The following is a 14,992-nucleotide window of genomic DNA, read 5'->3' on the forward strand; positions in this document are numbered from 1 at the left end:
GATAAATCATTATTGATCAGGGGATGGACGACAATTTGGCTGTGAAGATAAGGCGTGCAGGCATGAAAGACAGTTTAGATCAGATGAGCGAGAATATACCAAAATTTTCTACCTTAGTGGACCTGCTACGTTACCGAGCAATACACCAGCCGGATCAGATAATCTATACATTTTTACTGAACGGGGAAACCCCAGACCGCTACCTTACCCACAAACAGTTAGACAATCACGCCCAAGCGATCGCATCCGAGCTTCTACACCAAAACGCAAAAGGGGAGCGAGCTTTGCTACTCTATCCACCCGGTTTAGAGTTTATCACAGCTTTCTTCGGCTGTTTGTATGCGGGAGTGTTAGCCGTTCCCGCTTATCCCCCCCGCTCCAATCAAAATTTGTCCAGGCTAGAGGCAATTGTGGCAGATGCTCAGGCCAAATTTGCCCTCACTACTACCCCTCTATTAGAGAAAATAGAGACTCAGCTAGCTGAAAATCCCGCCAACAATCAACTGAAGTGGCTGGCAACTGACAATCTGCCTACGCACCACGAATCAGATTGGCAGCACCCGGACTCTACACAGAATACTTTGGCTTTTCTACAGTACACCTCTGGCTCAACGGGTAAACCGAAAGGAGTAATGGTTAGCCACGGGAATTTGTTATATAACTCAGCTTTGATCAATCAGTGTTTCCAAGATACACCCCAAAGCAGAGGATTGTCTTGGTTACCCGCTTACCATGATATGGGACTGATTGGTGGCATCCTACAACCCCTTTATGTTGGTCTTCCCATCATCCTGATGGCTCCAGTAGATTTCCTCCGCAAGCCTTACCGCTGGCTAAAGGCAATTTCCAAATACCAGGTGACTACCAGTGGTGCTCCGAATTTTGCCTATGAGCTATGTGTGCAGAAAATTACAGCTAAGCAATTAGAAATCCTTGACCTGAGCAGCTGGCAAATGGCCTTTACTGGTGCTGAGCCAGTTCGAGCTTCCACATTAGAGCGATTTGCTCACAAATTTGCCCCTTGTGGCTTCCGTCGGGAAGCATTCTACCCCTGTTATGGCATGGCAGAAACCACATTATTAGTAACTGGAGGCTTGAAAGACCAACCTCCAGTGATAAGGGAATTTGAAGGGCAAGCTCTTGAACAAAATCGAGTGGTTCCGGTGCCAGAAAATCGTCTCAATCAGTCTAATGGTCAGTCTAATGGTAATGTGGCGACTCGAATCCTGGTCGGGTGTGGGCGGACTTGGTTAAATGAAAAAATTGCGATCGCATGCCCCCAATCCCTGACCCAGGTTGAAGCAGGTGCTGTCGGAGAGATTTGGGTAAAAGGTCCAAGTGTTGCTCAAGGCTATTGGAATCAACCAGAGGTGACGGAAAAAACCTTTAATGCTTATCTAGCTGATACTGGTTCAGGGCCATGGCTGCGTACTGGTGATTTAGGATTTATCCAGGATGGTGAGTTGTTTGTAACAGGTCGTCTGAAGGATTTAATTATTATTCGGGGTCGCAACCATTATCCCCAAGATATAGAATTGACGGCGGAAAAGAGTCATCCAGCTCTTCGCCCTGCCTATGGCGCAGCTTTTTCTGTGGAAGTCGAACAGGCTGAGCAATTGGTGATTGTCCAAGAAGTCTCCAGGAATTACCTTCGGAAACTAGATGTAGATGAAGTGGTTGAAGCAATCCGCAGTGCAGTCTCCCAAGAGTACCAGCTTCAAGTTTATGCTGTGTTATTGCTCAAGACCAATAGTATTCCCAAGACATCCAGTGGCAAAGTACAGCGCCATGCTTGTCGAGCTGGATTTCTAAACAATACCTTGACAGTTGTAGGGCAATCGAGGTTGGCGCAACACCCAACCATTGCCCCAACCAAACCAGAAAAAGAACCCACTACTAATACTATCGGCAAAGCGCAAACCCGGCATACACTTCAAAAGTGGATAGTAAATTGGCTAGCGCGAGAAACAAAACTGCCTGCCGGGTCTATTAACATCAGCAAGTCTTTTGCTGATTATGGTCTAGATTCAGTAACAGCAGTCGAATTAGCTGATGATCTCGAAGAATGGTTAGGGGTTCCTCTGTCTCCGACACTGGCGTATGATTATCCCAATATCGAGTCCCTTGCCCAATATCTGGCTCAAGAAAGTCAAAAAAGCAACTCAAACCAGGAGGACAGCCCAAGAAAAATCGAACCGAGAGTTTTGAGTGCAGGTACTGAGATGCAACAATTATGGGAGGCACAGTTCCAGAATCTGGATCGGTTCACCTCGACACCCTTTTATCGTTCACCGGTGACGGTTCAATCGATTTCCTCCAGTGGTGATCAAGAGGTAGACCAACTCTTAGCTGAGTTGGAAATGCTCTCAGAAGCACAAATCCAAGAAATTCTGGGAAAACCCATCAAATAGTTCCTAGATCTATGTTTCGATCTATGTTGCCAGTGGATGATATTGCTAAGCGGATTGCCAATCTCTCCCCCGAAAAACGCGCCCTTCTTGAGTTGCAGCTGCAAAAAAGGAAAGGGTTAAAAGAACCTATTGCTATTATCGGGATTGGCTGCCGCTTTCCAGGTGCCTCTTCCCCAAACTCCTTCTGGCAACTGCTCAAAAATGGTGTTGATGCTATTACTGCAGTGCCACCAGACCGTTGGGATATCCAGAAATTTTACGATGCTGATCCCACAGCACCAGGCAAAATGTATTGCCGTTATGGTGGTTTTCTGGCCCATGTTGATCAATTTGATCCAGAATTCTTTGGCATTGCTCCTCGGGAAGCTACCTATATCGACCCCCAGCAGCGACTACTGTTGGAAGTAATTTGGGAAGCACTAGAGGATGCAGGCCAAGTGCCTAGCCGAATCAGTGGTAGCCAAACGGGGGTCTTTGTTGGCATTTCTACTCATGATTATGGTCAGCTGCTCCTCCAAAGTCCAGAGGTGGTAGATACCTATACCAATACTGGTGTAGCTTCCACTATGGCAGCTAATCGCATTTCCTACCTACTGAATTTAAAAGGGCCAAGTCTAACGGTTGATACCGCTTGCTCCTCATCCCTAGTTGCTGTTCATTTGGCTTGTCAGAGTATCTGGAATGGTGAGTCAACCGTAGCCATAGCAGGGGGAGTGAATTTGATGCTAACCCCAGTGGTGACGGTTGGGTTAAGTAAGTTAACGGCTTTATCTCCGGATGGTCGCTGTAAGGCATTTGATGCCCGTGCCAATGGCTTTGTCAGGGGCGAGGGGGCTGGGGTGATAGTAGTAAAGCCCCTATCCAAAGCCCTGATCGATAAAGATCCAATTTATGCTGTGATTCGAGGTAGTGCGGTGAACCAAGATGGGCGCACTAATGGGCTAACTGCTCCCAATCGAGACGCTCAGGAAGCTGTTCTAGTCTCGGCCTACCAGCACGCGGGCATTTCACCGTCAGATGTGCAGTATGTAGAAACCCATGGCACCGGAACCCTACTGGGAGACCCGATTGAAGCGATGGCCTTGGGAAATGTCCTAAAACGCTCTCGCAAAGCGGTTCGAAAGGAACATCGCTCTGACAATAACTCTGACAATAACTCTGACAATAACTCTGATAATAACTCTGATAACTACGGTGCGTTATCAACCCATCCTACCAACAAGCCTGTTGCGATTGGCTCGGTCAAATCTAATATTGGTCATCTAGAAGCAGCTGCTGGTATTGCTAGTTTAATCAAAGTTGCCCTATCCCTCAAGCACCAAGAACGTTTACCCAGCCTCCATTTCCAGGAGCCAAATCCCCACATTCCCTTTGAGCAACTATCCCTGCGAGTACAGCAGCAAGGGGAGCCTTGGCCATGGGATGTGATTCCACCATTTGCTGGTGTAAGTTCTTTCGGTTTTGGAGGAACCAATGCTCATGTGGTGCTACAAGGAGCGCCAGAGTTGACAAAAGCGACAAGTAATGATAGAAACCAAAACGATCAAGAGCAAAACGATCATCTATTTACCTTGTCTGCCAAAACAGCAACCGCCCTGCAAACCCTAGGAAAGCGATACATAGACTTCATAGCATCTGAGCCATCAAGCACATTGGCAGATATTTGTTTGACCAGCAATAAAGGGCGATCGCATTTTAACTATCGTCTAGCCCTCCTAGTCCAATCCACTGACCAGTTGCAGCAACAACTGACCAAGTTGACAGAAAGGGAAACCATTTCGGACAAAATAGCACAAAATAGCCCTACTCCCCCCGAAATAGTTTTCCTCTTCACTGGTCAAGGCTCTCAGTATAGTGGTATGGGACGGCAACTCTACGAAACCCAACCAATATTTGCAGGCTATCTCGACCAATGCGCCGAAATTCTGCAATCCTATTTACAAAAACCCTTACTGGATGTCCTGTATGGGGAAATCTTTAGCGACAACAGTGACAACTCCACATTATTAAATCAAACCGCCTACACCCAACCGGCATTATTTGCTCTAGAATACTCCCTGGCTCAGTTATGGCGGTCTTGGGGAATCGAACCAACTGTGGTGATGGGTCATAGTGTTGGGGAATATGTGGCAGCAACTGTAGCAGGAGTCTTTAGCTTAGAAGATGGGCTCAAGCTGATTGCTGAAAGAGCGCGTTTGATGCAACAGTTGCCAGCAGGGGGTGAAATGGCAGTCATTTTGACCAATGAGCAGCAGGTCACTGAGGCAATTCAATCCCTATCCGAAAAAGTCTCAATCGCTGCCATTAACGGTCCGGAAAATATTGTGATTTCTGGGGAAAGTCAGGCCGTTCAAACAGTGATAGCCCGACTACGCTCTCAAAAGGTCAAATCACTAAAGTTGCCAGTCTCCCATGCCTTCCATTCTGCCCTCATGGAACCAATGGTGGGAGATTTTGCTCAGGTATTATCGGAAATATCCTTACATCCCCCGCAAATAGAGATAATCTCAAATGTAACTGGAAAATTAGCCACTGCTGAGATAGCTACGACCGAGTATTGGTGTGACCATGTGCGTGGGTCCGTGAAATTTTACCAGAGCATGGAAACCCTTTATCAAGAGGGTTATCATCTGTGTGTGGAAGTAGGACCTAAGCCTAGCCTATTGGGAATGGGCAAAGCGTGCTTACCGAAAGGAAAGCTCACAGCTATACCAAGTTTGCGCCCAGGAAAACCAGATAGTAAGCAAATGCTGGAAAGTTTGGCAAGCCTATATAAACATGGCGCATCAGTAGACTGGGTAAGATTCCATCAGCATAACCCCCGTCGCCTAGTTTCCCTACCCACTTATCCGTTTGAACGGCAACGGTATTGGCTAGATACCACTTCAGTACAACAATTATCCCCGATTTCCTATGGTCAACTCTCCACTCCTTCCTATGGGGATTGGTTGTATGAGATAGCATGGCGACCTAAGGATATAGATGCATCTGATGTATCTACTGATATATCTACATCTAGTACAACTTGGTTGATTTTTGCCGATAAAGAGGGCTTTGGAGAAACATTTGGAGAAACATTAGTTCAACAGCTGGAAGAAAAATGTGTTGACAAAGCGGTTCCAAAGGAACATCGCGTTTTGCTAATTTCCCCTGGCTCAAGCTATGAACAATTAGAAGAAAACCATTACCAAATTAACCCAGCGCAACCGCAACACTTTCAGCGTCTGTTAGATCAAGAAGTCGAATCCCTAAACGCAACATCTGTGATTGTGGTTCATATGTGGAGTTTAGATACTCCCGCACTGGAGCAGTTTCAAACATTTCCCCTAGACGCCACCTTAGAAAACGGTTGTGGTAGTGTCTTGCATTTGCTGCAAGCGTTAGTCAAAGCAGAATTAGCTCAACCCCCTCGTCTGTGGTTAGTTACCGAGGGCACACAACCCGTAGCATTAGAGAAAAAAGGTAAGACGAAAAAATCCCTACAGATTGCCCAGTCTCCCCTATGGGGTTTAGGTGCAGTTATTGCCCAAGAACATCCAGAAATCTGGGGAGGGATAATAGACCTAGAACCAAGTCAAGACTCAGCACTGAACAATGAGCAGCACTACCAAGAGCAATCATTAATGCTGCTCAACCAGATATTACAGCCACAGGGAGAAAACCAAATTGCTTTGAGGGATGGACAAGCCTATGTGCCTCGCCTGATTCATCAACAGCAACAGTCTCAACCCCCCGCTTTACCATTACAGCTAAAACCAGATAGCACCTACTTAATTACCGGTGGTTTGGGGTCACTGGGGTTAAAGGTAGCTGAATGGATGGTAGATAAGGGGGCACGGTATTTAGTATTAGTAGGACGAAGCCAACCAAATCCTAGGGCGTCAGAAATAATTGGGAAATTAGAAGAACAAGGTGTGATGGTAGTCCTTGAGCAGGTGGATGTATCCCAGGAAGCACAAGTTAGGGACTGTCTCAACAGAATTCAGGTTTCCCTACCCCCGCTCAAAGGAATTATCCATGGTGCAGGGGTGCTGGAGGATGGGGTGCTGCTGCATCAAGATTGGGCAAAATTTGCCAAGGTGATGAAACCGAAAGTTGAGGGAGCCTGGAATTTACACAGGTTGACTCAGGATATAGCCCTAGAGTTATTTGTACTATTTTCTTCCGCTACCTCTATCCTAGGTACCCCTGGTCAAGGAAACTATTCCGCAGCTAACGGATTTTTAGATAGCCTCAGCCATTATCGACAAGGGCAAGGTGCGAGCGCTTTAAGTATTAATTGGGGGCCTTGGGCTGAGATGGGTTTAGCCGCTGGCGTCGGGAAACGGATGGCAATGCTGGGAATCGAGCCGATTCAAGCACCACAGGGATTACAGATACTCGAACAACTTCTGGCACAAGATGGGGCTCAGGTGGGGGTATTACCGGTGGAGTGGTCAAAGTTAAAGGAACGACTACCGGTAGAGTTACCGTTATTCCTATCAGAGGTAATCACAACAGAAACACTACCGCCTCAGGGGGATGGGGAAAACGACAATTCTGGGATTTTTGATCAACTGCTCGCCAGTACAACAACCCAACGGGAAGAGTTATTAAACGATTACCTTAAGCAACAGATTGCTAAGGCTTTAGGGATAAGTCGAGAAATCTCAGGGTCGAGCAACCTGATGGATTTGGGTGCTGATTCCTTGATGATTGTAGAAGTACTCAATGCCTGTAAGAAGGACCTGAAGATAACGCTTTATCCTAGGGAGTTTTATGAGCGACCAACGATTACGGCTCTAGCTGAGTACTTGGCTTTGGAGATGGAACGGCTTCATCAGCCCCAGCCAACCCAAACTTCATTGACCACTACTAGTCTCTCAGATATTAAGAATTGGGCTAATCCTTGGGCATGGAACAATAGCGAACGCAATTTTACCAAACCCACCCAGCGCAATCAGAGCATGGTGTTTTTGCTGTGTAGCCCTCGGTCAGGCTCCACCTTACTGCGGGTGATGCTAGCTGGTCATCGGGATTTATTCTGTCCACCAGAATTACACCTATTGCCCTTTGAAACCATGGCTGAGCGCAATCAATCCTTGGGTTCAACTCACTTAGGAGAAGGGTTAGCGCGAGCTTTCATGGAAATTATGAACCTAGATGCCCAAGCCAGTACAACACTGGTGGAGGAGATAACCCAGCAAGACTGGTCAATTCAGAAGGTTTATGGCAGGTTACAGGAACTAACGGGTAAACGTACTCTTGTGGATAAGTCTCCTACCTATGCTGGCAGTCTGGAAACCCTAAGGCACGCGGAAAATTTATTTGAAGAAGCCAAGTATATTCATCTAGTACGTCATCCCTATGCCGTAATTGATTCCTTCGTGAAAAATCGGATGGATAAAATCTTTGGTATTGATCAGGTAGACCCTTATTGGCTAGCAGAGGAAGTTTGGACAACCTGTAACCGTAATATCCTAGACTTCTGCGAGGAAATTGCACCATCTAATCATCATTTAGTGTATTACGAGGAACTAGTAAAGCAACCTGCTTTGGTGATGGCAAGGTTGTGTGAGTTTCTGGATATTCCTTTTGATGAGGCGGTTTTAGAACCCTATCAAGGCCAGCGGATGACGGATGGAGTTCATCCCCAATCCCTACCGGTAGATGACCCCAATTTCCGCAACCATAACCAAATTGATTCGGCTTTGGGAGAGGTTTGGCGGCAAATCCAGTTGCCCCGGCCTTTGGGGAATTTTGCGGAAGAGGTAGCGACACGGTTGGATTATCAATTGCCGTTACTGCTTGAACCTTCAGCCCAACCAGCTAACCTTGGCCAAAAGGCCACGCTACCCGAACAACTTGAACCGATGCAGGAGTCTTATCTAGACGTGCGGGGTTTACAGCTGTGTCTGTGTAGTTGGGGTCCAGTGGATGGAGATTTAATCCTATGTATCCATGGTGTTTTAGAACATGGAGCGGCTTGGGAAGAAATTGCCCGTCCCTTAGCAAGTATGGGATATCGAGTGGTGGCACCTGACCAGCGAGGCCATGGACGTTCCCAGCATGTAGGTATGGGAGGGTCTTATCAATTAATCGACTACTTAGGGGATTTGGATGCGATCGCTTTTGGCGCGGCAGAGCCTAACCCAAATCCACTGACAGACCAGCCATTTATTCTAGTCGGTCATTCCATGGGGGCTGTAGTTGCTGCCACCTTTGCCAGTGTTAGACCCGAAAAGGTCAAATCTTTACTATTGCTGGAGCCGGTGCTACCAGGAGAACAGAAGGACGATCAAACTGCTCAAAATATAGCAACCCACCTAGATTATCTTGCATCCCCACCCCAACACCAGGTCTTTGGAAATATCGAAGCTGCTGCTAATCGTCTGCGCCGCTTAACCCCCAACCTCTCTGAAGAATTGGCTTTAAAACATGCTGAGCGACTTACCGAACCTTGTGATAGTGGTGTACGTTGGCGCTGGGATCCAAGACTGCAAATTCGTACGGGAATTGGTTTAAGTGGAACAGCTTTTAATCGAGATAAGTACACACAGTTACTGAATCAAATTAAAGCTCCCACTACTTTAGTTTATGGCAATAATAGTAACTTTAACCGAGCCGAAGACCTAGCCTTACAACAAGCTGCCATACCTCACGCTCAAACAGTAACACTATCAGGAGGACATAACCTCCATGTTGATGCACCAGATGCTATAGTTGCAATTATCGCCAACCAAAAATTAAATCTGAAAAATTAAAAAGTGATAAGGTAACAAGTAACAGGGAAAAGGTAACAGGGAAAATTAACAATACCAATTACCAAATATAGCTTTTATCATAGCTATGAGGTACAGATTATTTTTGCCATCTTGCCTCTTGCCTCTTGCCTCTTGCCTCTTGCCTGCTCCCTACTCCCTGTTCCCTCCCCTATACAAACAAATGACTAATTTAGAGCTTTTCTGGGAAATCCCCTTATCCATACTCTCTTTCATCTTTTCCCGCATCCTAAGATTTGTGATGCAAACTATCGGGGGATACTTTACCTCCAAAAAAAACACTAAAAATCTCCAGTGGCAAATGGTTTCAGCCCAGTTCTTAAAAAAGCCCATCAAATTAATTTGGGCAATGAGTAGAGCTCGTTGGAATCTTCACGCTATTATTTCTCTAGTGGGACCGATTGAAGTCAAAGAAGTAATTAGCTTTGATGCGAGTGCAGCTAAACAATCAGCCAAATCCTGGACATTAGTAGTTTACAGTCTACCAGATTTTGAAACCATCACGAATATCAGCTCCCTCACCGTATCCGGAGACAACCAATGGGAATCCGTGAGCTTGAAACCAGGTAAATACTTATTAGGTTTGCGGTATTATCACTGGTCAGAAACAGTAGAGCAACCTACTGTTAAAGCCGATGGTGTTAAAGTCGTAGATGCCAAGCAAATTAACGCCCCTACTGATATCAACAGCTTTTACCGTGACCTAATTAAACGAAAAAATTTGCTTCATGTCTGGTTAAATTACTATGTTTTCAACCTGTTGCGCTTTAAGCAATGGTTACCCCAAGCATTTGTAAAAAAAGTATTCTTACCTGTACCGAATCCAGAAACCAAATTTTACTATGGTGCCTTTAAAAAAGGAGAATCGATTCAATTTAAACTAGCACCATCCCTGTTAACAACCCATGACATTTACTACAGCTTGTACAGCCGTGAATGCTTTGCTCTAGATTGGTACAAAATTACTGAAGCGGAACATAGAACATCTGCTAGTGATCAGAAGTCTATTTATATTGTTCGGATTCATCCGAAATTTGAGCGAAACGCTTTATTTGAAAATAGTTGGGTGAAGATAGCCGTTGTTTGAAGTTGCTAGTGGTGCGTTAGGGGCGGACTTGTCCTTATTTTTACGGTAGCCAGCGTTGGGATAGTCCGCACCGTAACGCACCATGAAAAGGCTCGCTAATCGGCGTTTTTGAACAGAGCTATCTGGCGTAACCCACCAATATTCTGTGACTTAAGCGGTGATTAGATTTACCTTATAAACAGTCACTGAAAAGTCAATACCAACTAGAACCACAGGTTCTCGCGAAGACCTATGGTGTTGCCGTCAAAATCCGTAAAGAATGCTAATAGAACTCCTGCACCAACATCTGTAATCTCTGACACATCAATCCCTTCAGAGATGAGGACATCCCTAGCGAACTCTATATTTTCTACAACTAGTGTTAGTACGGCTTCTCCCGTTCCTGTAGGTAGGTCTTCGTAGAGGCCAATTTGGGTGCCAGGCACGTTGGGGTAAAAGAACTGCGTCCAACGGTCTGTATCGCGGGAAGTATCCCGTTCCATGCCCAAAAGCTCCTGGTAAAAGAAGATGGCTTGGTCGAGATCGGCGACATTTACTTTAGATACATAGCCCGTTACGAGCTGATCCATAGGGTTTTGAGCAACTGCGGTGCTAGTCCATCCAGAACTTAACAGAACAAAAACACTGATCAGTACTATGACTGTTGCTGTTTTTAGCTTTTGCAATAATTTTTGCATCATCTTCATTTTTAGGTTATCCTTATCTAACCTTTTTTGGTGTGGTCTACTCCTAGGACATTTAAGTTTAAATTTAGATTTCATAGAGCAATATTCAGAGCCTAAGCCTTGTTAGAACTAGACCTCTAAAGCTGATCTAAAAAAATCAGTAAATTTAAATATCCGTTAGCTTCAGTTTTGTTTGTTAACTTCAGCCAACTAAAAATTATTATACACAGACTTATAGAAAGAAGACATAACCTTAACCAAATAAGTAACAAATCTTCAATTTTTTTTAGACTCATAGTTCTAAATCCTAGACGGAGTAAAGGATTCAGTAATTTTAAATAAGGGACGCATCAATACAAGGACTTGACAATTTTTACGAAACTTAGTAAACATAGGGGACTTGACATTAATAATTATTTAATTTTTAGTTAAACTGCTAGTTACTATCTTGGGCTCCAACCAATTAGTCTCTCTAGGAATTAAAAGATTCAGTAATTTTCGGTAAAGTACTTGACAAATAAAGATTATATGTTAATAGTATATATTAATATTAATAGCAGTCTAAGTAAAGGTTAAGACATATTTCTGTTCCCAGATCCGCTGTTCCCTGCTCCGAGATCCGCTGTTCCCTTTAAACGAAAATACTATGTCATCAACTATATTTACCTTGCTATAAAGCGCAGGGCTATAGGATTTAGGATATTACTCTGAAACTATCTCGATTGGTAACACTACTGTAAATTTCGTCTTTCCAGGCACCGACTCCACCTCAATCTGACCCTGATGTTTATCCACAATCTTTTTGACAATATCTAGCCCCAAACCACTCCCTTCTCCAGGGGGTTTAGTCGTAAAAAAAGGCTGAAATATTTTCGGTATAACATCCGGGGGAATTCCTTTACCACTATCAGTGAAACTGACTTTTATCTGATCATCCTGCTTTCTAACATCAATGGTTAAGGTTCCCTTACTCTCCATAGCTTGAATGCCATTGTGAATCAAGTTCGTCCAAACTTGATTAAGTTGGTCGGGATAGCAAAGAATAGCAGGCAAGGAATTATCATAATTTCTAATCACTTCCACTCCGTATTTGAGTTGGTTATAATAGAGAGTTAAAATAGTATCAATCCCTTCAATAATATTTGCCTCTATTGTGTTACCACTAGAATCATCATGGGCATAAGTTTTCAGGGCAAACACCACTTTAGCAGCTCGTTCAGCAGCGGTAACAATGTTACGGGTACTGGTTTGGAGATTAGCAAATTGATAGGCAGTTTGTAAAATTTTTTCTCCCTCTGGGTCTTTCAGTAGAGGCAACAAGGGGTCTAGGTCGTCCCAAACCCCAATTCCCACTAAAATATTGGCGAGTTTTGCTGCTTTCTCAATCGAGTGGGATGTGATCTGCCCGGTCAACGCTTTTCTGATTTGACGTTGTTCCCGAGTAGATAAAGGGGTCGTTTGTTGGCTAGACCGTTCTAGTAAGGTAAAGAAATCCGACTCGCGTTCCTTTGAAAGTTTTTGAAAAAAGGAAGGTAACTGCTTGAGGTGGTGAGCTAAAAAGTTGGCAAGATTCCTAACTGAAGAGTTAATAGCACCTAAAGGAGTGTTAATTTCATGAGCAACTCCAGCCACTAATTGTCCGAGAGCAGCCATTTTTTCAGATTGGATCAACTCGTCTTGAGTAGCTTGCAGCTGTTGCAGGGTTTCGTTGAGTTCTGCTTCCACTTCCATGCGCTGTTTGATTTCTTTTTTCAGACGTTGATTCTGCTCCTCCAATGTCTTAGTTTGGTCCTCAAGGGTTTTGGTCAAGGAACGCAGTTGTAAATGTACCTTGACTCTTGCTAACACTTCCTGTGACTGAATCGGTTTAGTAAGATAATCGACTCCCCCAAGCTCAAATCCTTTCACCTTATCCTCTATACCGGATAAAGCCGTCATAAAAATTACAGGAATATCTTTGGTTTCGTGATCCCCTTTCAAACGGCGGCAGGTTTCAAAGCCATCCATCCCTGGCATCAACACATCTAGCAAAATAATATCTGGATGGGCGTATTTAGCTCGCTTCAAGCCACTCTCACCATTGCGGGCTACCAAAATCGTCAAACCAGCATCTTCCAAATAATCAACAGCTACTCCTAAATTGGTAGGATTATCATCAATCACCAAAATAGTGAAGTTGCTTAAGTCAAGATCAGGGATATTCGTCGTGCTGACACTCATTGCTCTTGTTCCCAGTGCAGATAGTTTTCCAGTGACAGCTCCTACACTGACCTTACAGGTTCAGTGTAGGCTTCCCAGCCAATCCGGGTATCCCTTAGGAGGCGCTGGGCTTTAAGAACGGACTGCCCTGCCGCTCTGTTTTTGATATTGATAGCCGCATTATGGTCACGGTCAAGGCTACATCCACAATGATGACAATCGTGCCACCGGACGTGCAGCTTTTTGGGAACTTTATTGCCACAATTTGAGCAATCCTGTGAAGTGTTTTTGGGACTTACTGGAACCGCCAACAAGCCAGCATTCAAGGCCGTAGGCCACGCTACGCGAACGGCTTTGCTTGTAAGGATTGTCAGGAAGCTTGACCAGCCCGCATCCAACACAGATTTAGCCAATCGGGACTTGACTAGTCCTTTAACGTTTAACTTCTCATGAGCAATTACATCATATTTTGACAGGAGGTAATTAGCTGTCTTGAAATGGAAATCTTTTCGTTTATCCGCTACCTTTTTATGCTGCTTTCCAAGCTGCTTAATAGCCTGAAATCTGTTACTACCTCCCTTCTTTCGTCGGGATACCCGCTTCTGAATTACTTTTAGGCGTTTTTGAGATTTCCGATAATATTGAGGAATTTCAATAGTTTCGCCTTGGGAAGTGGTCAAGAAATCCTTGAGACCAACATCTATACCAATAATTGAGTCAGGATTAATATCAGGCTTAACCTCAGGGACAGTTTTGTCTTCTAGAGACAAAACCAAATAATAGCCGTCACATTTTTTTGTAATAGAGGCAGTCTTGATTTTAAACCCAGCAGGAATAGGGCGGTGAAGTACAACCTTTATTTTGCCTATCTTCGGGAGGTTAATTAAATTCCCTTCCAGGCACCCTTCTTTCATTTGGGGATAGGTAAAGGTACGGTAACGGTGTAGCTTCTTAAACCTGGGTCTTCCACTTCGTTTTCCATTACTATCACCTTTGATGAATCTATCAAAAGCCAGTTTTACCCTCTTGACTAAATCCTGAAGTACCTGAGAATGAATTCCCTTGTACCAGGGGTGAGTCTTCTTTAGATTTGGTAGGGTCTTTTTCTGGCTGTAATAACCTGGGTTATCTCTTAATTGAGGAAGGTGACAGACAAGTGTGCAAGCATTTATAGAACAACGATTTTGCTCGTACCAAGAGAACCTATCTGCCAACAAGTAATTATATTGAGCACACAACATAGACAGCCAATGGTCTATCTTTACTTTTTGCTCTTTTGTTGGTTTTAACCGGTACTGGTAGGCGACTCTCATCTGTTCTTCTCCCATGCTCGACCTGCTACTATTATAATATACCGCTAGTCAGTCAGAATTAAAAAAATAAAAATGACAATTAGACTTACTGATTTTGAAAAGAGGCAACTGGAACAAGAAGCAAAAAGGATGGTTTGTTCGCGTTCGCCTTTGGCGTGGCCTACGGCCAAGGGTCGGCTACGCCGAAGTTACCGTAAGAATAAAGAAGCCTTAATCACAAAGATTTAACCAAAGGTGCGCTCTTCTTCGTCGAATTAAATTCGCCACGGGTCGCACCTCTTTTATGCATAGACGACTAACCATAAAAGCTTCTTTATTCTAAGGTTTCGTCTCCGGAATGTCTCAATCATCACTGCTTAGAAGATTGATAGCTCTATCCTTTGATCTGTGCATACCCTGTACAAAATTCATCCCAGAGATGAAACCTTAGAATAGGGTCGCCTTAGTACAAAAAGATTTAACCATTAACTCACAGACTGCCAACTATAAAGGCGACCCTATTCTTGCGGTAACTTCTGACCACACTCATGCTGCGCATGTTCGTTGTGGGGCTTAT

Annotated in this window: 7 protein-coding genes; 4 read left to right on the forward strand and 3 right to left on the reverse strand. The window is 44.4% G+C overall.

Features of this window, described 5'->3' with window-relative positions:
- Positions 1–62: 62 nt before the first annotated feature.
- From BJP34_RS07645 to BJP34_RS07655, 3 genes are all read left to right on the forward strand, one after another.
- On the forward strand, positions 63–2,411 hold the full coding sequence (locus BJP34_RS07645) for an AMP-binding protein (protein ID WP_229424282.1): 2,349 nt from the start codon (positions 63–65) through the stop codon (positions 2,409–2,411).
- A gap of 11 nt (positions 2,412–2,422) precedes the next feature.
- The gene (locus BJP34_RS07650) at positions 2,423–9,154 is read left to right on the forward strand and encodes a type I polyketide synthase (protein ID WP_070391832.1); all 6,732 of its coding nucleotides are present in this window, start codon (positions 2,423–2,425) and stop codon (positions 9,152–9,154) included.
- A gap of 85 nt (positions 9,155–9,239) precedes the next feature.
- A complete protein-coding gene (locus BJP34_RS07655; protein WP_149030853.1) occupies positions 9,240–10,259 on the forward strand; it encodes a DUF6208 family protein in 1,020 nt (339 codons plus the stop codon).
- A gap of 203 nt (positions 10,260–10,462) precedes the next feature.
- Here the strand turns inward: BJP34_RS07655 and BJP34_RS07660 are convergent, their stop codons facing one another.
- The 3 genes from BJP34_RS07660 to BJP34_RS07670 all read right to left on the reverse strand — a co-directional run bounded on the left by BJP34_RS07660 (position 10,463) and on the right by BJP34_RS07670 (position 14,436).
- Positions 10,463–10,939, reverse strand: coding sequence for a VOC family protein (locus BJP34_RS07660; RefSeq protein WP_158517076.1), 477 nt, complete (start codon positions 10,937–10,939; stop codon positions 10,463–10,465).
- 687 nt (positions 10,940–11,626) lie between these two features.
- Entirely contained in the window at positions 11,627–13,144 is a 1,518-nt protein-coding gene (locus BJP34_RS07665; protein ID WP_070391835.1) for a hybrid sensor histidine kinase/response regulator, read from the reverse strand.
- 41 nt (positions 13,145–13,185) lie between these two features.
- Positions 13,186–14,436 (reverse strand): RNA-guided endonuclease InsQ/TnpB family protein, encoded by a 1,251-nt coding sequence (locus BJP34_RS07670; protein WP_070396538.1) that lies wholly within the window; start codon positions 14,434–14,436, stop codon positions 13,186–13,188.
- Between the two features lie 72 nt (positions 14,437–14,508).
- Between BJP34_RS07670 and BJP34_RS42720 the strand changes: the two genes are divergently transcribed.
- On the forward strand, positions 14,509–14,664 hold the full coding sequence (locus BJP34_RS42720; RefSeq protein ID WP_158517077.1) for a hypothetical protein: 156 nt from the start codon (positions 14,509–14,511) through the stop codon (positions 14,662–14,664).
- Positions 14,665–14,992 lie beyond the last annotated feature (328 nt).

This window comes from Moorena producens PAL-8-15-08-1, assembly GCF_001767235.1.
GTDB lineage: Bacteria > Cyanobacteriota > Cyanobacteriia > Cyanobacteriales > Coleofasciculaceae > Moorena > Moorena producens_A.